The sequence below is a fragment of the Methylobacterium soli genome (assembly GCF_008806385.1).
GTDB lineage: Bacteria > Pseudomonadota > Alphaproteobacteria > Rhizobiales > Beijerinckiaceae > Methylobacterium > Methylobacterium soli.
This window is the reverse complement of the sequence record NZ_VZZK01000060.1, coordinates 1-21,134: the sequence shown is the minus strand read 5'-3', so window position 1 is coordinate 21,134 and position 21,134 is coordinate 1. Positions and strand designations below refer to the sequence as shown.

General features: G+C 70.8%; 17 protein-coding genes. 11 read left to right on the top strand and 6 right to left on the bottom strand.

Annotated features, from left to right (window positions below; genetic code table 11):
- Positions 1-513: 513 nt before the first annotated feature.
- Together F6X53_RS29850 and ligA are read right to left on the bottom strand one after the other, a co-directional pair.
- Positions 514-1,434: a 3'-5' exonuclease gene (locus F6X53_RS29850; RefSeq protein WP_151005213.1), complete on the bottom strand. Its 921-nt coding sequence runs from the start codon at positions 1,432-1,434 to the stop codon at positions 514-516.
- Positions 1,435-1,600: 166 nt separating this feature from the next.
- On the bottom strand, positions 1,601-4,063 hold the full coding sequence (gene ligA, locus F6X53_RS29845; protein ID WP_191971055.1) for an NAD-dependent DNA ligase LigA: 2,463 nt from the start codon (positions 4,061-4,063) through the stop codon (positions 1,601-1,603).
- A gap of 341 nt (positions 4,064-4,404) precedes the next feature.
- Here ligA and F6X53_RS29840 point away from each other — a divergent pair, with 341 nt between their 5' ends.
- The 5 genes from F6X53_RS29840 to F6X53_RS29820 all read left to right on the top strand — a co-directional run bounded on the left by F6X53_RS29840 (position 4,405) and on the right by F6X53_RS29820 (position 8,405).
- Entirely contained in the window at positions 4,405-5,295 is an 891-nt protein-coding gene (locus F6X53_RS29840; RefSeq protein WP_151005210.1) for a protein-methionine-sulfoxide reductase heme-binding subunit MsrQ, read from the top strand.
- A 209-nt stretch (positions 5,296-5,504) separates the two neighbouring features.
- A complete protein-coding gene (locus tag F6X53_RS29835) occupies positions 5,505-5,813 on the top strand; it encodes a hypothetical protein (RefSeq protein ID WP_151005223.1) in 309 nt (102 codons plus the stop codon).
- Positions 5,814-5,873: 60 nt separating this feature from the next.
- A complete protein-coding gene (locus F6X53_RS29830) occupies positions 5,874-6,428 on the top strand; it encodes a Uma2 family endonuclease (RefSeq protein ID WP_151005208.1) in 555 nt (184 codons plus the stop codon).
- Positions 6,429-6,528: 100 nt separating this feature from the next.
- Complete coding sequence (locus F6X53_RS29825) at positions 6,529-7,329, top strand: class I SAM-dependent methyltransferase (RefSeq protein ID WP_151005205.1); 801 nt, start codon at positions 6,529-6,531, stop codon at positions 7,327-7,329.
- 62 nt (positions 7,330-7,391) lie between these two features.
- Positions 7,392-8,405, top strand: a complete 1,014-nt coding sequence (locus tag F6X53_RS29820) for an adenosine kinase (protein WP_151005202.1) — start codon at positions 7,392-7,394, stop codon at positions 8,403-8,405.
- A 6-nt stretch (positions 8,406-8,411) separates the two neighbouring features.
- Here the strand turns inward: F6X53_RS29820 and F6X53_RS29815 are convergent, their stop codons facing one another.
- The 3 genes from F6X53_RS29815 to ubiG form a co-directional block, all read right to left on the bottom strand.
- Complete coding sequence (locus F6X53_RS29815) at positions 8,412-9,503, bottom strand: NADPH:quinone oxidoreductase family protein (RefSeq protein ID WP_238298015.1); 1,092 nt, start codon at positions 9,501-9,503, stop codon at positions 8,412-8,414.
- Between the two features lie 76 nt (positions 9,504-9,579).
- Complete coding sequence (locus F6X53_RS29805) at positions 9,580-10,152, bottom strand: YbhB/YbcL family Raf kinase inhibitor-like protein (protein WP_151005200.1); 573 nt, start codon at positions 10,150-10,152, stop codon at positions 9,580-9,582.
- Positions 10,153-10,218: 66 nt separating this feature from the next.
- On the bottom strand, positions 10,219-10,983 hold the full coding sequence (ubiG, locus tag F6X53_RS29800) for a bifunctional 2-polyprenyl-6-hydroxyphenol methylase/3-demethylubiquinol 3-O-methyltransferase UbiG (protein ID WP_151005197.1): 765 nt from the start codon (positions 10,981-10,983) through the stop codon (positions 10,219-10,221).
- Between the two features lie 320 nt (positions 10,984-11,303).
- Between ubiG and F6X53_RS29795 the strand changes: the two genes are divergently transcribed.
- The 5 genes from F6X53_RS29795 to F6X53_RS29770 all read left to right on the top strand — a co-directional run bounded on the left by F6X53_RS29795 (position 11,304) and on the right by F6X53_RS29770 (position 19,263).
- A complete protein-coding gene (locus tag F6X53_RS29795) occupies positions 11,304-12,539 on the top strand; it encodes an aspartate kinase (protein WP_151005195.1) in 1,236 nt (411 codons plus the stop codon).
- A 91-nt stretch (positions 12,540-12,630) separates the two neighbouring features.
- Positions 12,631-14,895: a phosphoenolpyruvate--protein phosphotransferase gene (gene ptsP, locus F6X53_RS29790; protein WP_151005193.1), complete on the top strand. Its 2,265-nt coding sequence runs from the start codon at positions 12,631-12,633 to the stop codon at positions 14,893-14,895.
- A gap of 785 nt (positions 14,896-15,680) precedes the next feature.
- Positions 15,681-16,766: a peptide chain release factor 1 gene (prfA, locus tag F6X53_RS29780; RefSeq protein WP_151005187.1), complete on the top strand. Its 1,086-nt coding sequence runs from the start codon at positions 15,681-15,683 to the stop codon at positions 16,764-16,766.
- 10 nt (positions 16,767-16,776) lie between these two features.
- Positions 16,777-17,700, top strand: a complete 924-nt coding sequence (prmC, locus tag F6X53_RS29775) for a peptide chain release factor N(5)-glutamine methyltransferase (RefSeq protein WP_151005184.1) — start codon at positions 16,777-16,779, stop codon at positions 17,698-17,700.
- Positions 17,701-18,126: 426 nt separating this feature from the next.
- On the top strand, positions 18,127-19,263 hold the full coding sequence (locus F6X53_RS29770) for a DUF4167 domain-containing protein (RefSeq protein ID WP_151005181.1): 1,137 nt from the start codon (positions 18,127-18,129) through the stop codon (positions 19,261-19,263).
- A 315-nt stretch (positions 19,264-19,578) separates the two neighbouring features.
- Here the strand turns inward: F6X53_RS29770 and F6X53_RS29760 are convergent, their stop codons facing one another.
- Positions 19,579-20,679 (bottom strand): DUF2336 domain-containing protein, encoded by a 1,101-nt coding sequence (locus tag F6X53_RS29760; protein ID WP_151005177.1) that lies wholly within the window; start codon positions 20,677-20,679, stop codon positions 19,579-19,581.
- 153 nt (positions 20,680-20,832) lie between these two features.
- Between F6X53_RS29760 and F6X53_RS29755 the strand changes: the two genes are divergently transcribed.
- Positions 20,833-20,997: a YqaE/Pmp3 family membrane protein gene (locus F6X53_RS29755; protein ID WP_150965485.1), complete on the top strand. Its 165-nt coding sequence runs from the start codon at positions 20,833-20,835 to the stop codon at positions 20,995-20,997.
- Positions 20,998-21,134 lie beyond the last annotated feature (137 nt).

Below are 21,134 nucleotides of genomic sequence, written 5' to 3'. Positions count from 1 at the left end.
CCGTCCGGGAGTGGTCGAATCCGCGATAGCGGAACGGGTGAGGGGTGCGACTTCTCCGGACAACGCACACCCCTCACCCCAACCCTCTCCCGCACGGGAGAGGGGGCCCGTCGCGCCATCAGGGCTGGTTCTGGTATCCGCTGCGCATCCCAGGATCACCTCCCGCACCCCGGACCGACGTTGTGAGCAGACGTCCGAGCGCATCACCTCTCCCGTCCGGGAGAGGTCGAGTCGGCGCGAGCCGACCGGGTGAGGGATGCGACCTTTCCGGAGGAGGCTGTCCCCTCACCCCAACCCTCTCCCGGACGGGAGAGGGGGTTCGTCGCGCTCTCAGAGTTGGTCCCGCCACCTGGCCGGTAGCCCAGGCCCGCCCCCGGTGCCCCGGAACGACAGATGGGAGCGGATGGCCAAGCGCCTCACCGCCCCCGTCAGGGAGTGGTGGAGTGCGCGAGTGCGGAACGGCGAGGGAGGTGACCTCTCGGAGAGGTCGCGCCCCGGCATACCCGCCGGGTATCAGGCCGCCTGCACCCGCCGCACCCGCACGGGCTCGACCCGGTGCCCGGCCGGGGCCGCCTCGATCAGTCGGCGCAGGCACTCGACATCGGCGAAGTTGCGCGAGATCAAGTCGGTGACGTCGCCGTCGACCACCGCGTCGACGTGGCGGCAGCGGCGGCGGTTGCGGCCGGCCTGGCAGGAGCAGCGGAGATAGAGGCCGGAGGGCCGCTCCTCCAAGGACACCTCGTAGCGGTTGCCGGTGCTGCCCCGGATCGCGAAGCGGAGCCGGTCGTCCTCCGGCCCGGACGCCCGCCGGGCGGAGAACAGCGCCCGGCCCGCCACCGAGTCGCGCCCGGGCTGGCGGTATCGCGGCAGGTCCGGCCCGGGCGCCAGGGTCGTGACCTGAAGGGGCAGCACCCGGGTGAGCCCGGCCACCCCCTCGGCCCCGGTCTGCCGCATGGCCGCGAGGGCGATCTCGGCGCAGGCAAAGGCGTCCTCGCCCGCGTCGTGATGCTCGAAGCGGATGCCGAGGCGCGCCGCGACCTTGCCGAGGCCGCAGCCGGCCGGGTCCGGGAACACCTGTCGGGCGATCTGCAGGGTGCAGAGATACGAGAAGGCCGGCACCGGCAGGCCGTAGGCGGAGAGCGAGGCGCGCAGCACCCCCATGTCGAAGGGCGCGTTGTGGGCAAGGATCAGCCCGCCGGTGAGATCCGGCAGGAACTCGGCCATCACGCTCGGGAAATCCGGCTCGGACCGCACATCGGCGGGCACGATGCCGTGCACCCGGATGTTGCCCGGCGCGAAGCGCAGCTCCGGCGGCCGGATCAGGCGCGAGGCCCGTCGCACGATCCGATCGCCCTCGATCCAGGCGAGCCCCACCGCGCAGGCACTGTCGCGCCGCTCGTTCGCCGTCTCGAAATCGATCGCCAGGATGGTCATCGGCCGCGACGATAGGGGCTCGGGGAGTCGCGGCGCAACGGGATTTTGCCCGAGCGGGGTGATGCGCCGCAGCGGGGAGGAGCCGCATGGCGGGCTCCCGCCCGACCCGCTCACGGGATCCTGAGCGGCGAGAATCCGGCGGGTCGCGGCAAGGAGCGGCGCATCGTCAGGCGCTCTCCACCATCGCGACCCACGCCTCCTCCGAGATCACCGTCACGCCGTGCTTCTCGGCGTCCTTCAGCTTCGAGCCCGCGCCCGGACCCGCCACCACGAGGTCGGTCTTGGCCGAGACCGAACCCGAGACCTTGGCGCCGAGGCGCTCGGCCGTGGCCTTGGCCTCGTTGCGGGTCATGCGCTCGAGGGAGCCGGTAAAGACCAGGGTCTTGCCCGCGAAAGCGGCGGCCGAGGCGGCGGCCTGCATCGGCGTGACGGTGACCGCTTCGAGGAGCGCGCGCACCGCCGCGTCGTTGTGGGGCTCGCAGAAGAACTGGATCAGCGAATCGGTCGCCACCGGGCCGATCTCGCCGTCATCGGCGAGAAGGTGGTAGGCCTCCCCGGGCCGCTGGGCGGCGGCGCGGGCGAGCGCGGCCTCGGCCGCCTCCAGGCTCCCGTAATGGCCCACGAGGCTGTCGCGCTGGCTCGCGCTCATGCGCACCCGCGGGCGCGTATCCGCCTCCCCCTCCCCCGCCTCGCCCGGCGCGCCCGCCTCCAGGAGCCGGTCGCGGGTGGTCGGGCCGATGCGCGGCACACCCGAGATCTCAATGAAGTCGGGCCCGGCCTGGGCGGCGCCGGCGGCGGCCACCGCCTGCATCAGGCTCGGCATGTCGGGGAAGCGCTTGGCCAGCGCCTTGGCGGTGGATTCGCCGATCTGCGGGATGCCGAGCGCGAACAGGAAGCGGTTCAGCGGCAGGGTCCGGCGCGCCGCGACCGCCGCGAGCAGGTTCTTGATCGCCTTGTCCTCGTCGTCGCCCTTCTTCTTGGCCTTCTTGGCCGGCGGCTCCCCGGCGGCGCGGCGCTCGGCCGAGAGCGCCTCCCGGCGGGCGACGATCGCGGCCTTCAAGGCGTCGAAATCGAGCCGGAACAGGTCGGCCGGCTGGCGCACGAGGCCGGCCTCGAACAGCACCTCGATATAGGTCTCGCCGAAGCCCTCGAGGTCGAAGGCGTTGCGGGAGACGAAGTGCTTCAGGCGCTCGACCCCTTGGGCCGGGCAGATCAACCCGCCGGTGCAGCGGCGCACCGCGTCCTGCCTGCCGGTGCGCGGATTGATCTCCCGCACCGCCCGGCTGCCGCAGGCCGGACAATGCTCGGGGAAGACGTAAGGCGTCGCATCCGCCGGCCGCTTCTCCAGCACGACGTCCATCACCTTCGGGATGACGTCGCCCGCGCGCTGCACCACCACGGTATCGCCGACCCGGATGTCACGGCCCTCACGGATCGGCTCGCCGTCGCCCCCGACGCCCTGGACATACCCCTCGTTGTGGAGCGTGGCGTTCGACACAACGACGCCCCCGACCGTCACGGGCCGGAGCTTCGCCAGGGGGTTGAGCGAGCCGGTGCGCCCGACATTGATCGCGATCTCCTCCACCACCGTGAAGGCCTTCTGGGCCGCGAACTTGTGGGCGAGCGCCCAGCGCGGCGCCCGGGAGACGAAGCCGAGGCGGCGCTGCAGGGCGAGGTCGTCAACCTTGTAGACCACGCCATCGATGTCGTAGCCGAGATTCGGCCGCTCCGCCTCGATCGCGCGATAATGCGCGATCATGGCCGCCGCATCGGCGCACAGGATTGTGTGCGGGTTCACCGGCAGGCCCCAGGCCCGGAACCGCTGCATCACGCCGAACTGGCTGCCCTCGAAGGGTGGGGTCACCTCGCCCCAGGCATAGGCGAAGAAGCGCAAGGGGCGCGCGGCCGTGATCGCGGGATCGAGCTGGCGAAGCGACCCGGCGGCGGCGTTGCGCGGGTTGGCAAAGAGCGGCTTGCCGGCCGCCTCCTGCCGGGCGTTGATCGCGGCGAAATCCGCGTGGTTGAGATAGACCTCGCCGCGCACCTCGCAGATTTCCGGCACGTCCTCGCCCGTCAGCGCCTCGGGAATATCCGACACCGTCCGGGCATTCGGCGTCACGTTCTCGCCGACCTCGCCATCGCCCCGGGTCGCCGCCGTGACGAGGCGCCCGTTCTGGTAGCGCAGGGACAGGGACAGCCCGTCGATCTTCGGCTCGGCGGTGAAGCTCAGGGGCTCGGCCTCCGGCCAGTTCAGGAAGCGCCTGACCCGGGCCACGAATTCCTCGACCTCGCTCTCCGCGAAGGCGTTGCCGAGCGAGAGCATCGGCACCGCGTGCCGGACCTTGCCGAACTTGTCGGATGGCTTGGCGCCGACCGAGGCGCTCGCCGCACCGGTCCCGGAGAGCTCAGGGACGCGCGCCTCGATGGCCTCGAGCTCCCGCCGCAGGGCATCGTAGGCGGCATCCGTCATGATCGGCGCGTCCGCGCCGTGATAGGCCTCGTCCGCCTCCGCGATCTCGGCCGAGAGGGCCTCGTGCCGGGCGCGCGCCTCCGCGGCCGTCATGCCATCGGCGGGCTCCCCCGACAAAGCCTGCGGTGCCGGGGAGGCCGTTTGGGTTTTCGCCGCCATGGATCGGGTGCTGAATCCGTGCTTGGGAGAAGGGGCCGCGAACCTAGCGCAGGGCGTTGCGGGAGGCGACTTGGGCTTGGAGGAAACTTACCGGTAAGCCGTGCATGAATTGTTCCGTTCGGCCCGGGGGCGAGGCGGGCCGCAAGGGGCAGATCGTGCATGAATTGTTCCGTGGTCGCAGGCCGTAACCGGGGGGCTTCCGCGACGAATTGCGAGGTGACGGAACGCCCGCGCGCCCTCATGCGGGCGGGTTCGTCCCGCACGATCGGCCGAAGAACCGACCCTCCGGTTGCACAACTTCTCCGAGATTTTCGCCCCGCCCCGAGGTTTCCGACGCGCCCATGACCGCACAGACGCTGCCGCTTCCCTGGCTCGATCGCGCCGGCCGCCTCTCGCCCCTCAAGCTCGTGGCCTTCCTGGGGGCGCTGGCGCCCGGCCTCTACCTCGCGGGCGCCTACGCCCTCGACGCGCTCGGGGCCAAGCCCATCACGGCCCTCCTGCACGGGACCGGCGAGTGGTGCATCCGCTTCCTGCTGCTCTCCCTCGCCGTCACCCCCCTGCGGCGGGTCGCGAACTGGCCGAAGCTGATCAACCTGCGCCGGATGCTGGGCCTGACCGCCCTGGCCTACGCCATCATCCACCTCGCCCTCTTCGTGGTGGACCAGAACTTCGTGCTCACCAAGGTCGCCTCGGAGATCGTGCTGCGCATCTACCTGACGATCGGCTTCGTGGCGCTCCTGGGCCTGATCGCCCTCGGGGTCACCTCGACCGACGCCATGATCCGCCGCATGGGCCAGGCCTGGAACCGCCTGCACCGCATCGTCTACGCCATCACGGCGCTCGGGCTGCTGCATTACTTCCTGCAATCCAAGATCGACGTCTCCGACCCGGTCTTCTGGACCGGCCTGTTTCTGTTGCTCATGGGCTGGCGCCTGCTCCAGAGCAGGGGCCTCGCCGCGCGGCCCCTGCCCCTCCTCGGCCTCGCCATCGCGGCCGGCCTCGCCACGGCACTGCTGGAGGCCGCCTGGTACGGCGTGAAGAGCGGCATCCCGGCTGCCCTGGTGCTCGGCGCGAATCTCGACTTCTCCTACGTGATCCGGCCCGCCTGGTGGGTCCTCGCGGTCGGGCTGCTGTTCCCGCTCGTGTGCCTCGCGCGCGCCAAGACCCCGGCACCGCGGCGCGCCGCGCCGCCGAAGGCCGCCAAGGCGCCCCGGATCGCCCCGGCCGAGTAGACGGCGCCTTGTTCCGGCCGCGCGAAGCCGGCACAAGCGCGGCCGGAGCCGTCGCGGCTTGAGGGAAACGATCGATGCGTCGGACTTGCGTCGCGCTGGAACTTGGCCTCCTGGGGCTTGGCCTCACGCTCGGAGCCTCAGCGGCCGAGGCAGCCCCGGCCGAGAAGCCAGGCCCGGCGGCCCAGTCCGCGCCGTCGGCCAAGCCCGTCTTGACAACCAAGCCAGCTCCGCAAGCGGCCCCGGCCGCGCCCGGTCCGCAGGCCGCCTGTGCCCGCCCCGAGCCGCCCCCGCCCGAGGCCAAGCCGAAGAAGCCGCCGCTCCCGGAGAAGCCCGCCTGCCTCGACGCCAAGGGCGGCTGCCCGGGCTGGGAGGCCTACAGCTACAACGACGCGATCCAGGCCTATAATCTGCAGCTCCAGGCCTTCCGGCCCCTCGCCGAGGCGTATTTGCAGAAGCTCAACGCCTACGTGAAAGGCAGTGCGGACTACGCGCAGTGTGAGCTGAAGACCCTGCAATAGGCGCCCTGCCGGGGCTCGCGCCGCCTTCGTGGGCCTCCGGATCCATGCTAGCTTTGTCCCATGAGCCTGCAACCGAAGACACGGCTGACGGTCGACGAGTTCCTGGCCTGGGCGGTCGGCAGGCCGGGTCGGCACGAATTGCTGGATGGCGAGGTCGTCTCGATGTCGCCCCAGAGAGCCCGCCACGCACGGGCGAAATTCCGGGTGCAAACCGCCCTGCAGGCTGGCCTCGCCGCGGCGAAGCTTCGCTGCGAGATGCTTCCGGACGGCATGACCGTCCGCGTTGACGACGTGACGGCCTATGAGCCGGATGCCCTCGTCCAATGCGGCGAACCGCTCGATGACGACGCCGTCTGCGCCACCAACCCGATCATCGTCATCGAGGTCATGTCACCCGGAACCCGCGGCATCGATGCCGGCCAGAAGCTCGCCGACTATTTCCGGCTGCCGAGCATCCAGCATTACCTGATGATCGATCCGGGCAAGCGTCGACTGATCCATCACCGGCGCGGAAGCGGCGACATCATCGAGACCCGCATCGCCTCGGAGGGCTGGGTCGATTTCACGCCGCCGGGCTTCAGCGTGGCGGTCGGCGATCTCTTCCCCGAGACCTGACGCATTGTTGAAGATCCGCCTCGCCTCAGGCGCCGTGGACCGACGCCGCGGGGGCCGTCTGCGCATGGTCTGGACGGCGAGGTCAGGGTAGCCTGCGCACATGCCCATCGACTTCCATGCCGAGCGGAATCGCATGAGCTACGCCGGGCGCGACGTCTCGCCCGACTGGGCGGAGGCGATCCGGGCTCTCGTCGACCCGGAGGGTCTCGACGTCGCCGATATCGGTTGCGGCGGCGGCCTCTACGCCGCCGAATGGACGCGTCTCGGAGCCGCGACGGTGGTGGGCGTCGATTTCTCGGCAGAGATGCTCGGCGCCGCGCGGGAGCGCCATCGCGGCCTCGCCGGCCTCCGCTTCGTGCAGGGCGATGCCGGTGCCACCGGCCTGCCGGCGGCGAGCGTCGACGTGGTGTTCTCGCGGGCATTGATCCACCATCTCGACGATCGCGACGCCTGCTTCCGGGAAGCTCGCCGGATCTTGCGGCCGCAGGGGCTCGTCATCCTGCAGAACCGCACCCCTGAGGACGTGGGGCTGCCCGGCGCGCCCGACCACCTCCGCGGCTATTACTTCGAGCGCTGCCCACGCCTCCGCACGGTCGAAGATGCGCGGCGACCGCGATCGGAGGCGATCGTCTCGGGCCTGCGCAAGGCGGGCTTCGGCGACGTGCGAAGCCGCAGCGTCTGGGAGACGCGCCAGGTCCATTCCGGCTTCGCGGCGCTGGCGGCCGATCTGCGGGCGCGGACCGGACGCTCGATCCTGCACGCGCTCTCCGATGCGGAGCTGGTGGATCTGATCGGGTTCATCGGCACCCGGCTGCTCCGGGAGGGCCCGGTGACCGAACGGGACCGCTGGACCCTGTGGTGGGGCCGCGCGGAACCGGAGGCGGCGGCCCCCGCGGCTTGACCCCCGCCTGTGCCGATGCGAGAGCGCCCGACGCTTCGACGCCCACGCAACAGGACGCCCGCATGACCGCTCCCCTCGATCTTCTCGTCCTCGGCAACGCCATCGTGGACGTCATTGCCCGCATGGACGAGACCTTCCTGTCGGCGCAGGGCGTGCCGAAGGGCGCGATGCAGCTGATCGACGAGGCGCGGGCCGAGGATCTGTTCGGCGCCATGGGCCCGGCAACGATCATCTCGGGCGGCTCCGGCGCCAACACCGCGGTGGGCGCCGCGACCCTCGGGACCCGCACCGGCTTCATCGGCAAGGTCCGCGACGACGAGCTTGGCCACCTGTTCGCGCACGATCTGAAGGCGACCGGCGTGCAATTCGGCGTGGCGCCGGCGAGCGAGGGGCCGGCGACCGCCCGCTGCTTCGTGCTCGTCACCCCCGACGGCGAGCGCACCATGAACACCTATCTGGGCGCCTGCCAGGGCCTCTCGCCCGCCGATGTCGACGAGGCGGTGGTGGCCAGCGCCCGCATCACTTATCTCGAAGGCTATCTCTGGGATCCGCCGGCCGCCAAGGACGCCTTCCGCAAGGCGGTCAAGATCGCCCACAATGCCGGGCACGCCGTGGCGCTCACTCTCTCGGACGCCTTCTGCGTCGGCCGCTACCGGGAGGAGTTCCTGGGCCTGATCCGCGACGGCAGCATCGACATCCTGTTCGCCAATATCGGCGAGTTGCAGAGCCTCTACCAGACCGAGGATGCCGAGGCGGCCGTGAAGGCCCTGCGCGACGAGCGCGACAACCGCGGCAAGCACCTGCTCGGACTCGTCACCCGCTCGGAGGCCGGCTCCGTGGTGGTGAAGGGCGGCGAGATCCGCACGGTCGAGGCCTCGCCCGTGCGCGAGGTGGTCGACACCACCGGCGCGGGCGACCTGTTCGCGGCGGGGTTCCTCGCGGGCCACGCGCGCGGGCTCGACTACGTCACCGCCGCCCGTCTCGGATCCCTCGCGGCGGCCGAGGTGATCCAGCATATCGGCGCCCGGCCGCAGGGCGACCTCGTGGCCCTCGCCAAGGCGCAGGGGCTGATCTGAGCCGTCTCAGGGCCGGAGCAAGACCTTGCCGACGGCCTCGCGGCGCTTGAGGATCCGAAGCGCCGCGACGTAATCCGCGAGCGGGTAGACGCCGTGGACCTTGGCGCTCAGGCGCCCCTCGGCGACCCAAGCGAGCAGCTGGCGCTGGTTGGCCCGGTGCGCCTCCGGCTCCTGCTCGACGAAGACGCCCCAATGCACCCCCTGGACGTCGATGCCCTTCAGCAGCACGAGGTTGAGGGGGATGCGGGGGATCTCGCCCGCCGCGAAGCCGACCACGAGGAAGCGGCCCTTCCAGGCGAGCGCCCGGAGCGCCGGCTCGGCGTAGTCGCCCCCCACCGCATCGTAGACCACGTCGACGCCGCGCCCGCCCGTGAGGCGGCGCAGGGCGTCCTTGAGGGTGTCGGGGCTGTAGACCAGGGTCTCGTCGGCGCCGTGCTGGCGGGCGACCGCGAGCTTCTCCTCGGAGGAGGCGCAGGCGATGACCCGGGCGCCCAGGACCTTGCCGAGCTCGACCGCCGCGAGGCCGACCCCGCCCGACGCGCCGAGCACCGCCAGAACCTCCCCCGGCGCCAGGCGGGCCCGATCGCGCAGTGCGTGTAGCGAGGTGCCGTAGGTGATGGTCAGGCCCGCAGCCTGCTCGTCGCTCACAACCTCCGGTACCCGGGTGAGCCGCGCCAGATCGACCACGATCCGCTCCCGGCAGGTCCCGAATTTCTGGTGCACGACGACGCGGTCGCCGATTCCGATCGGAGCCCCCCCGGCCGATGTTTCACCGTCCTGGCGACGGAACATGTCATATGATTTTTGCGGATCTACATATGATTTTCGACCGTCTACATATGACGATCGCACCGCGTCAGCCGAATGCGGCAGATCGGGCCCCAGAGCCTCCACAACCCCGCAGGCCTCGCCGCCGGGCGAGAACGGGAGCTCCGGCTTGACCTGGTAGCGGCCTGCGATGATCAGCGTGTCGAAGAAGTTCAGCGCGGCCGCGTTCACCCGGATGAGCGCCTGGCCCGGGCCCGGGACGGGATCGGGCAGCGTCTCGATCGACAGGTCCTCGGGCCCGCCGAGCCGGGTGCAGAGCAATGCCTTCATGTGCGCCTCCACTGATCTCGGCCGCGGTTGCACACCGAAATCCACGCCGCCGCAAGGCTCGGCGGGCCGCCCGACGTCAGGTCCGCGCGTAGGTACCGGTGATCTGCCCCTTGGCGAGGACACGGCCCTTCATCGCGTCGAGGAGCGCGCCGCGTCCCGGCGAGGCCGCGAGGGCGAGGGTGCCGTCGAGGGCGTAGACCTGGAAGACGTAGCGATGCGGGCCGTGCCCGGTCGGCGGATCGGGGGGCAGGTACTGATCCTTCAGGAAGCTGTTCCGGCCGAGATTGTGGTGCGCGCCGGGGCCCGCCGGGCTCGCGAGCGCCCCCTCGGCCAGGGCGGCATCGTGCCCGGCGAGGTTCCAGACGATGAGGTGCACGAGGGGCTTCGGCGTCGGGCTGTCGGCGTCCTCGGCGAGGATCACGACGCTCCGGGCCTCGCTCGGCACGCCGCTCCAGGCGAGCGGCGGCGACACCTTGGCGCCGTCCTGCGTGAACCGGGCCGGCAGGGCCTCGCCTTCCGCGAAGGCCGGGCTCGTCACCGCGAGGCTCTCCGGGGCCTCCGGGAAGAATGCGTGATAGGCGGTCTTCTCGAGACCGGCCTTCAGGCCCGACAGGGCCTCGCCGACGGCATGGGGCAACTTCTCGAGCATGGGCGTCTCCTGTCGTGACCCTGTCAACGGGGGGAGGTCGCCGCCGGTTCAGGCTGGGTGCCCGCCTTACGACGGGTGCCCGTCTTGAGACGGGCGCTCGGCCCGCATCATGTAGTTGACCGCGACGTCGCGGCTGATGCGCCAGCTGTCCCCGAGGGGGTTGTAGGCCACGCCGGTCGTGTCGGTGAGCTTGAGCCCGCCCGATTCGATGGCGCGGGCGAGTTCGGCCGGCGTCACGAACTTCTCCCAATCGTGGGTGCCCTTCGGCAGCCAGCCGAGGACGTACTCGGCCCCCACGATGGCGAGGGCGAAGGAGCGCAAGGTTCGGTTGATCGTCGCGGCAAACATCATCCCGCCGGGGCTCACGCCTTCCGCGGCCCTGCGCACGAAGGCGGGCATGTCCGTGACGTGCTCGACCACCTCCATGGCCAGCACGATGTCGAACCGCTCGCCGCGATCGACGACCGCCTCGATCGTCTCGGCCCGGTAATCGACGCTGACCCCCTCCGCCTCGGCATGGGCGCGCGCGACCCGGATGTTGGTCGGCGCCGGATCGAGGCCCGTGACCGTGGCGCCGAGGCGCGCCAGCGGCTCGGACAGCACGCCGCCGCCGCACCCCACATCGACGATGCGCAGGCCGTCGAGGGCGAAGGGAGCGTTCGGGTCGCGCCCGAAATGGCGGCAGGCGGCGTCGCGGATATAGGCGAGGCGCACCGGGTTGAAGCGGTGCAGGACCCGCATGGGGCCGCGCTCGTCCCACCAGGTCGCCGCCAGATTGTCGAAGCGGGCGACCTCGTCGCGATCGATGGAGGAGGCTGTCTGTGGGCTCATCGGCTCGGCCGAACTCCGGAATGCCGCCCGCGGGCGATGTGGATCGAGGCGCAAGCCCCAGAGGCGGATCCGCCAGAGGTGAACGCGCCAGAGGCGAACGTGATCGCGGGTCGGTCGGCCGGCGCCTTGCCCGCCCGGACCATCCGGACGGTCAGCCCCGCGATTGACACGCTGAGGCACCCCTTGTACCCGCCGGAGCCCGGCCCGGTACAGCCGCATGGCGGTAGCGGGCCCGCGCGAGCGCCGCCCCGTCTTGCGGTGCTCCCGATCCCGTTCAAAGGCAATCGACGCGGACGCGACATGCCTCGTTTGGTGATGACATGCCCCGTTTGGTGATGAAATTCGGCGGCACCTCCGTCGCCAATGTCGACCGGATCCGCAACGTGGCGCGCCACGTGGCCCGCGAGGTCGCGGCCGGTTACGACGTCGCCGTGGTGGTCTCGGCCATGTCCGGCAAGACGAACGAGCTCGTCGGCTGGGTCAAGGACGCCAACGGCCTCTACGACGAGGCCGAGTACGATGCCGTCGTGGCCTCCGGCGAGCAGGTGACCTCCGGTCTCCTCGCCATCGCGCTGCAGAAGGACGGGATCAAGGCCCGGTCCTGGCAGGGCTGGCAGATCCCGATCGAGACCTCGAGCGCGCATGGCTCGGCGCGCATCGCCGCGATCGACAGCGCGAATCTCGACGCCGGCTTCCGGCGCGGCGAGGTCGCGGTGATCTCCGGCTTCCAGGGCATCCACAAGGAAACGGGCCGGATCGCGACCCTCGGGCGCGGCGGCTCCGACACGAGCGCGGTCGCGGTGGCGGCGGCCATCGGGGCCGAGCGCTGCGACATCTACACGGACGTGGACGGCGTCTACACGACCGATCCGCGCGTGGTGCCGAAGGCCAAGCGCATGGAGCGCGTGACCTTCGAGGAAATGCTGGAGATGGCCTCGCTCGGCGCCAAGGTGCTGCAGGTCCGCTCCGTGGAACTCGCCATGGTGCACCGGGTGCCGACCACCGTGCGCTCGAGCTTCGACCCGCCGGACGCGGCCCGCCCCGGCACCCTCATCTGCGACGAGGACGACATCGTGGAACAGCAGATCATCACCGGGATCGCCTTCGCGAAGGACGAGGCGCAGATCACGCTCCGCTCCGTCAAGGACAGCCCCGGCGTCGCCGCCGCCATCTTCGGGCCGCTGGCCGATGCCAACATCAATGTCGACATGATCATCCAGACCGTGTCGGGCGACCAATCGACCACGGACATGACCTTCACGGTGCCGGAGGCCGATTACGCGCGCACGCGCACCATCCTCGACCAGCAGCGCGAGACGATCGGCTTCGCCCAGATCGAGGGTGCGACCGAGGTGGTCAAGGTCTCGGCGATCGGCGTCGGGATGCGCAGCCACGCGGGCGTCGCCGCCAAGGCGTTCCGGGCGCTTGCCCAGAAGGGCATCAACATCCGGGCGATCACGACGTCCGAGATCAAATTCTCGGTCCTGATCGACGCGGCCTACACGGAGCTTGCCGTTCGTACGCTCCACTCGCTATACGGCCTCGATCAGGCTTGAACCTCCCGCGCCGGAGCGAGCGACGCGTTGCCTTGCTGGCCGGTTTGGCGCCAAGGTTGCACGGGCCACCGAAGGTTGGATTGACGAGACGATGCCCGCTGCGCCCGGAGGCCCGCGCCTGCTGCTGCGCCGCCTTCGCGAAGCGATGGCGGAGCCGGTCAGCCCACAGGCGCGCCTGGACCGCATCGTCGTCCTCATCGCCGCCAACGTCATCGCCGAGGTCTGCTCGGTCTACGTCCTGCGCGACGACAACACCCTCGAGCTGTTCGCCACGGAAGGGCTGAACCGCGAGGCGGTGCACCTGACCCGGATGCGCGCCGACGAGGGCCTCGTCGGCCTGATCGCGCAGACGGCCGAGCCGCTCTCGCTCTCCGACGCTCAGACGCACCCGGCCTTCGCTTATCGCCCGGAGACGGGCGAGGAGGCCTACCACGCCTTCCTGGGCGTGCCGCTGCTCCGCGCCGGAAACACGCTCGGCGTGCTGGTCGTCCAGAACAAGACCTACCGGGTCTATTCCGAGGAGGAGATCGAGGCGCTCCAGACCACCGCCATGGTGCTCTCGGAGATGATCGCCTCGGGCGAGCTGCAGGGCCTGGCGCCCGGTGCCGGCTCGGCGACGCGCCGGGCGGTGAGCCAGCGCGGCGTGGCGCTCGCGGAGGGCATCGGCCTCGGCCACGTGGTGCTGCACGAGCCCCGCATCGTCGTGAAGACGCTGATCGCCGAGAATGTCGAGCGCGAGGTCGAGCGCCTGGAGGCGGCGATCCAGGAGGTGCGCTCGGCGATCGACGACCTCGTGGAGCGCGGCGACTCGATCGGCACCGGCGAGTCCCGCGAGGTGCTAGAGACCGTGCGCATGTTCGCGCACGACAAGGGCTGGCTGCGCCGGATGCGCGAGGCCGTGGTCTCGGGCCTGACCGCGGAGGCCGCGGTCGAGCGGGTGCAGTCGGACAACCGCGCCCGGATGCTGCGGCAGAGCGACCCCTACCTGCGCGACCGGCTGCACGACCTCGACGACCTTGCCAATCGCCTGCTGCGCCAGCTCATCGGCCCGGAGGCGTCGGGGCGCGGCAGCGCCATGCCGGAGAACGCGATCCTGGTCGCCCGCTCGATGGGTCCGGCGGCGCTCCTCGATTACGACCGCACCAGCCTGCGCGGCGTCGTGCTGGAGGAAGGCGGCCCGACGAGCCACATCGCCATCGTGGCGCGGGCGCTCGGTATCCCGGCCGTCGGCGAGGTCGCGAACGCGACCGCGCTCTGCGACGCGGGCGACGCCATCATCGTCGACGGCATCGCGGGCGAGATCCAGGTCCGGCCGGGCCCCGAGATCGAGGCGGCCTATGCCGAGATGGTGCGCCTGCGCGCCCGCCGGCAGGAGCAGTACCGGGCCCTGCGCGACGTGCCGGCCGTGACGAAGGACGGCGTGCGCATCGGCCTGCACCTCAATGCCGGCCTCCTCGTCGACTTGAGCCACCTGCAGGAGACCGGAGCCGAGGGTATCGGCCTGTTCCGCACCGAGCTGCAATTCATGGTGGCCGAGCGCATGCCGTCGGCGGCCGAGCAGCAGGCCCTGTACGAGGCCGTCTTCGCCGCCACCGGCGACAAGCCGGTGACGATCCGCACCCTCGATATCGGGGGCGACAAGATCCTGCCCTACATGCCCAAGCTCGAGGAGGAGAACCCGGCTCTGGGCTGGCGCGCGATCCGCATCGGCCTCGATCGCCCGGCCCTCCTGCGGGTGCAGCTCCGGGCACTCCTGAAGGCCGCCGGCGGGCGTCCCCTGAAGATCATGTTCCCGATGGTGGCGACGGTGGACGAGTTCGTCCGCGCCAAGGCCATCGTGGACCGCGAGAAGGCGCATCTGCACCGCCACGGCCACGCGCTGCCGAGCGATTGCCGCCTCGGCGCGATGATCGAGGTGCCCTCGCTCCTGTTCCAGATCGACGAGATCGCCGCGGCGGCGGATTTCCTCTCGGTCGGCTCGAACGACCTGATGCAGTTCCTGTTCGCGGTCGACCGCGAGAACCGCCGCGTCGCCGACCGCTTCGATGCGCTGAGCGCCCCGGCCATCCGGGCCTTGCGGATCATCGCGGAACATGCGGCCGCGGCGGGATGCCCGGTCACGGTCTGCGGCGAGATCGGCGGACGCCCCCTCGAGGCGATGGCGCTGATCGGGATGGGCTTTCGCGACCTCTCCATGTCGCCCGCCGCCATCGGCCCCGTGAAGGCGATGGTGCTGAGCATCGATGCCGCCGCCGTGAAGGCCGTCATCGATGCCGAGATGGCGCGCGCCAGCGACGGCGCCTCGCTGAGGCCGGCGCTCGCCGCCTTCGCCAAGGCGAACGGGGTCCCGGTCTAGAGCCGCGCCCGATCGCGTTGCAACGGGCTGGAAAATGGGCAGCCCCGGTCCGGTTCGGCGCGACGGACCCCCTCTCCCGTGCGGGAGAGGGTTGGGGTGAGGGGTGCGCGTTGTCCGGAGAAGTCGCACCCCTCACCCGTTCCGCTATCGCGGATTCGACCACTCCCGGACGGGGGAGGTGAAGCACAGCCTCATTCCAGGGCTCCGTTTCGCGGTCTCGGGATGACGGCGCGGGCAGCGCGACGGCCCCCTCTCCCGTGCGGGAGAGGGCTGGGGTGAGGGATGAGCGCTGTCCGGAGAGGTCGCACCCCTCACCCGGTCGGCTGGCGCCGACTCGACCTCTCCCGGACGGGAGAGGTGGGGTGCAACGTTGTCCCAGGGTTCCGCTTCGCAGCCCGGAGATAGAGGCGCGGGCAGCGCGGCGGACCCCCTCTCCCGCACGGGAGAGGGGATCCGCGCCCGCGTCAGCACGGGCGCGGCCGACGGTCCCGGCGCAACGCGATCGGGAACAGCTCTAGGCGGGGCCGGAGCCGCGCGGGCGCGCGCATCGCCCCTGATCACCGCAACCCTTGCGTGAAGTCACCAAGGCTCCGGCCGCGATCCGGGCGACGGCCCATGCGCCGGGCGCTGCCCCGTTCCCCGTCGAGGCGGGCGGGCGTCGTTGCGGCGGCCCCACTCCCGGGCTAGGTAGCGTCCGAATTTCCACCACCAGCGGGCAGAGGGCCGGCGCGGGCTGACGGCCGGCCCCGACCACACTGTCCGCGAGTCAGAGTATCAACCGGGCGATGACCCCACTTCCTCCCGATCGCCTCGACGCCATCCTGGTGCGCCACGACATCGTGACCGCGACGCTCAGCGCCGGCTCGGCCGATTCGGACACCTTCGTGCAGCTCTCGCGGGAATTGTCCGAGCTCGATCCCGTCGTGGCGGCGATCCGTGCGTACCGTCAGGCCGCCGAGAACCTGGCGGGCGTGCAGGCCATGATCGACGAGCCGGGCAGCGATTCCGAGATGCGGGCGCTCGCCGCCGACGAGAAGCCGGAGGCCGAGGCCGCGCTCGAAGCCGCCCACCGGGCCCTCCAGCTCATGCTGCTGCCGAAGGATGCGGCGGACGAGAAGAGCGCGATCCTCGAAGTGCGCGCCGGGACCGGCGGGGACGAGGCCGCCCTGTTCGCCGGCGACCTCTTCCGCATGTACGCCAAATACGCGGAATCGAAGGGCTGGAAGGTCGATGTGATCTCGGAGAGCGAGGGCGCGGCCGGCGGCTTTCGCGAGGTCGTGGCCGAGGTGAAGGGCCGCGGCGTCTTCGCCCGACTGAAATTCGAGAGCGGCGCCCACCGGGTCCAGCGGGTGCCCGACACCGAGACACAGGGGCGAATCCACACCTCCGCCGCCACCGTCGCGGTGCTCCCGGAGGCGGAGGAGGTCGATATCGTGATCAACGACGCCGACCTGAAGATCGACACCATGCGGGCGCAGGGCGCGGGCGGCCAGCACGTCAACAAGACGGAATCGGCGATCCGCATCACCCACATGCCGAGCGGCATCGTGGTCTTCGTGCAGGAGGAGCGCTCGCAGCACAAGAACCGTGCCCGCGCCATGTCGCTGCTGCGCGCCAAGCTGTTCGACGCGGAGCGCAGCGCCAAGGATTCGGCCCGCGCCGCCGACCGCAAGGCGCAGGTCGGCTCCGGCGACCGCTCCGAGCGCATCCGGACCTACAATTTCCCGCAGGCGCGGGTGACCGACCACCGCATCAACCTGACCCTCTACAAGCTGGAGGAGGTGCTGGCCGGGACGGCCCTCGACGAGCTCGTCGACGCGCTCGTGACCGAGCACCAGGCCGAGCTGCTGGCGGCCGAGGGGATGGGCTAGGCCCCGACCGATGCCGGATCTCGCGCCCGACCTGTCGCTGCACCAGGCGATCCGTCGGATCGAGGCGCTGATCGCGCGGGCCGACATCGCGGGGGGGCCGGGCGATGCCCGATTCCTGGCGCTATACAGCCTCGGCCTGAGGCCGATCGACCTGACGCTGCGGGGCGACGCGCCGATCGGACAGACGGGGGCGGAGCGCCTCGCCGATGCGGTCCGGCGGCGCATCGCCGGGGAACCCGTCGCGCGCATCCTCGGCGAATGGGAATTCTGGGGCTTGCCGTTTCGGCTCTCCGCCGAGACCCTCGTGCCGCGGCCGGACACCGAGACCCTGGTGGAGGCGGCCCTCGCGGAGATCGGCGACCGGCACCGGCGGCTGCGCATCCTCGATCTCGGAACCGGATCCGGCTGCCTCCTGGTGGCGCTCCTGAGCGAGCTGCCGCAGGCCTTCGGCATCGGCCTCGACCGGGCCTACGGCGCCCTCGCGACGGCGCGGGCCAACGCCGCCCTGAACGGGGTCGGCCACCGGGCCGCCTTCGTCAGCGGGGATTGGTGCGCGAGCCTTACGGGCGCCTTCGACCTGATCGTCTCCAACCCCCCCTACATCGTCCGGGAGGTGCTCCCGACCCTGTCGCGCGACGTGCGCCTGCACGACCCCCGCCTTGCCCTCGACGGGGGCGCCGACGGGCTCGATGCCTACCGGGCCATCCTTGCGGGGGTGAGCGCGGATCCCCATCTCCTGGGTGCGGGCGGGATTCTGGCGCTCGAGATCGGATACGACCAGGCGGAGGCCGTCACGCGCCTCGCGGAGGCCGTCACGCGCCTCGCGGAAGCCGGCAGCTTCGAGACCGTCGGGCTGCGCCAGGACCTTGCCGGACACGACCGGGTTCTGGTGTTTCGCCGCCTGGACCCGACTGGACCTCGCCCGCGATGCTAGGTCAAATCCTGCTCTGGACTGAAAAAAAGCTTGTTGTGGCGGGCACGAGCGACTAGTGTCGGGTTGCAGATCGCGAACGGTCCGTTAAGACGGATAGCGGTAAGGTCGGTGACGACCCCTTCCGCCGAGTTCGCCGATCTCCTCACCACTAAGCCGACGCGTTGTTCGAGATCGCGATGCAGCTTGGTGAAATTCGAACCTGACAATCGAATGGCGTCCTGGACGCAAGCGTAGGCCCCGATTGGACGGGACGGCCAGAGCGGCAAACGGATCACGAAGCCTCTGCCAAGGACGACCGGTCCCCCGGTGCTTCCGATCGGCCGAAGCTCGGACCGGTGCCGTCGAGGGAACAGTCGCAACACCAGACGCGCCTTTTGCACGAACGAGGGTCAATCGAGACCGATGAGACCAAACCAGAATAGACGGATGCGCGGCCGCAACCGGCCGAAGGGCCCCAATCCGCTGACGCGCTCCTACGAATCCAACGGCCCCGACGTCAAGATCCGCGGCACGGCCCAGCATATCGCCGACAAATACGCCCAGCTCGCGCGCGACGCGCAGGCCTCCGGCGATCCGGTGGCGGCCGAGAACTACTTCCAGCACGGCGAACACTATTTCCGCATCATCTCCGGTGCGCAGGAACAGAACCGCCAGCAGGCCGGCATCGGCTACGCCCGCCAGGGCTACGAGGACGACCTCGACGAGGGCGACGACGAGGGCCAGGGCGGCCCGAACGGCCAGGGCTATAACGGCTACGCCGACGATTACGGGGATCCGGGCCAGCAGCCGCAGCCCTACGAGAGTCGCAGCGAGGGCAATGGCGACAACCGCCAGCAGAACCGCGAGCGTCCCGAGCGGCGCGAGCGCTTCCAGAACCGCGGCGACCGCAGCAACCCGCGCTTCGACAACAACGGCAGCCGCTACGACAGCAACCGCCAGGACAGCAGCCGCCAAGACAGCGGGCGCCAGGATGGCGGGCGCCAAGATGGCGGGCGTCAGGACGGTGGTCGTCAGGATTATGGACGCCAGGACCAGCCGCGTCAGGATTACGGCCGGCAGGATCAGCCCCGCGAGAACCGCTTCGAGGGCGGTCGCGGCGATTACCAGCGCTCGGAGCCCGCGCGCCAGGACTCAAATCGTCAAGATTCGAATCGGCAAGATTCCAACCGGCAAGATTCCAATCGGCAAGATTCCAATCGGCAGGAATCGCATCGCCAGGATGTGAGCCGCCAGGAAACGCCCCGGTCCGAGACCCCCCGGTCCGAAGCTCCGGCCCGGCGCGAGCGCCGCCGCGAGGAGCCGGCCCCGCGTCCCCTCGCGGAGGAGCCCGGCGCGTTGCCGGCCTTCCTGATGACGCCGACCCGTGCGCCCGCCCCGAACGAGCCGGCCCCCGAGCTTCCGCTGAACGGTGCCGGCGCGCATGAGGCCGGAGCGCCGGAGGACGACGCCCCGCGCGTCGCCCCGAAGCCGCGTCGTCGCCGCCGGCCCCGTTTCGAGGGTGCGGAAGGTGCCGAGGGCGCGCCCGCGACGGACTCATCGGTGGATTCGTCGTCCGCCGAGTAAGCGAGCCCCCGCAAGACACGAACACGAGAGCCGCCCCCGGATCCGGGGGCGGCTCTCTTCGTTTCCCCCTAAGAGCCGGGCCTCGGCCTTCGGGCCCGCGCGGCGCCCCAATCGCGAAAGGCCACGAGCCGGTGGATGAGGCGGCGATGCCGTTCGGCCTCCCCGAAGGGCGCCAGCTCCCAATCCCAGGCCGCGCGGCATCGGCGGGACCGGACGAGAAGTAAGACGCCCTCGCGGACATGTCCGAGGCGCCGATGCCGGAGCGGGGCCGGAATCGTCAGGGAGAGGGCCCATTCGCGCAGCACGGCCCTCGCCTCACGCGCGGGCCGGCGAGCTTCCGGCGGCCTTGGCGTTCGGGGACGTCTCGCGCGTCGCCGTGAAGCGCACGACCCGTTGCGCCGTAGTCACCGAGAGCGCCTGAAAGGCTTCGAAGGCGCCATTCATCTCCTCGGGCAGGGGCGGCTTGCCGGGCTTCGACTGGATGAAGTGCTTGAAGGTCCCCCAGCCGAAACGCACGGACCGGATGAGGAACAGCAGCGGATCATATTGCGGCGCCTCGTAGGCGCGGAATGCCATCTCGCTCGGCACCGCGGCCACGCGCGCCAAAGCCGCCAGGGCCTCCGGCAGCTTGCCCGCGTCGACCCAGGCGACGATCTGTTTCTCGCTGAGATCGGCCTGCGGGCTCGCCCCGTGCAGCGCCTCGCTCGCCGGTGGCGTCATCGGCGCCGCCTCCGGGTTCGCAAGCTCGCGGGTCGCGGTGGTGAGGGCGGCGCGCACCGCCTCCGGGGCGAACTCGCCGCGCAGACGTTCCGCGACGCGCTCCTTCACGATGGCGAGGAGCTGCGCCAGATGGACGGGCGGAATATCGCGGCGGATCTCGAGGATGTCCGAGAGGGCGGCATCCAGGCGCGCATGGGCCGTCAGGGCGGTGAATCCGGCATTGGAGAAGCGCGCGCCGGTATTGCCGGCCACCGACCGCACCACCTCCTGATCCCCGCGCGTGACCAGGACGTCGGTGACCCGCTCGCTGAGGCGCCGCCGCCGGGACAGGGCGTAGAGGTGGTTCTGGCCGCGCGTCTCGGCGACCTGCAGGAGCGTGGTGTCGGCGATCGGCTGCGCGCGCGCCAGAACCGGCGCAGCGACGGAGGAATCCGGATCGAGCGCCAGGTCCTGCAGGACGTGCTCGGGACCTTGCGCGACATCCGCGAGCGCGCGCGCGAGGGCGGCTCGCGCGAACACCTCGACATTCTGCGACAGCTTCAGGATGACGACGTCGAAGGCCCGGACCTGCTCGGCATCGAGCGTGCTGCCGCGATCTGTGAAGAGGCGCGTCATCCGGCGAAGCATCTCGACGCGCGTGACCGGATCGCCGTTCGCGATGGCCCGTTCGACCTCATGGGCGAGGGATGCAAACATCTTCACACGATCGCGCGGAGCTGAGAACCATCAGGACGCTACCGGAGAGAGGTTTATAAACCGCGCCCTCGCGCAAGCGTGACGCATCCCGCACGGGAACGGAACGGGCTCCCCCCCGTTTGATGGTCGCAACCCCCCTCCCCCGGAGTCTCCGTGTCGAACATCGTCCGCATCCTGCTCGCCATTTTCCTGCCGCCGGTCGCGGTGCTGGTGACGGAGGGCATCGGGTTGCAGTTCCTGCTCAACATTCTGCTGACGCTGCTCGGCGGCGTGCCTGGCATGATCCACGCCATCTGGATCATCATGCGCTCCCGTTGAGGCGCCGATCCTTTCGCGAATACGAAAAACCCCGCCAGGCTTTCGCCTGGCGGGGTTCTGTGTCGGTGTGCTGGTGTTGGTTGCGGGGACAGGATTTGAACCTGTGACCTTCAGGTTATGAGCCTGACGAGCTACCG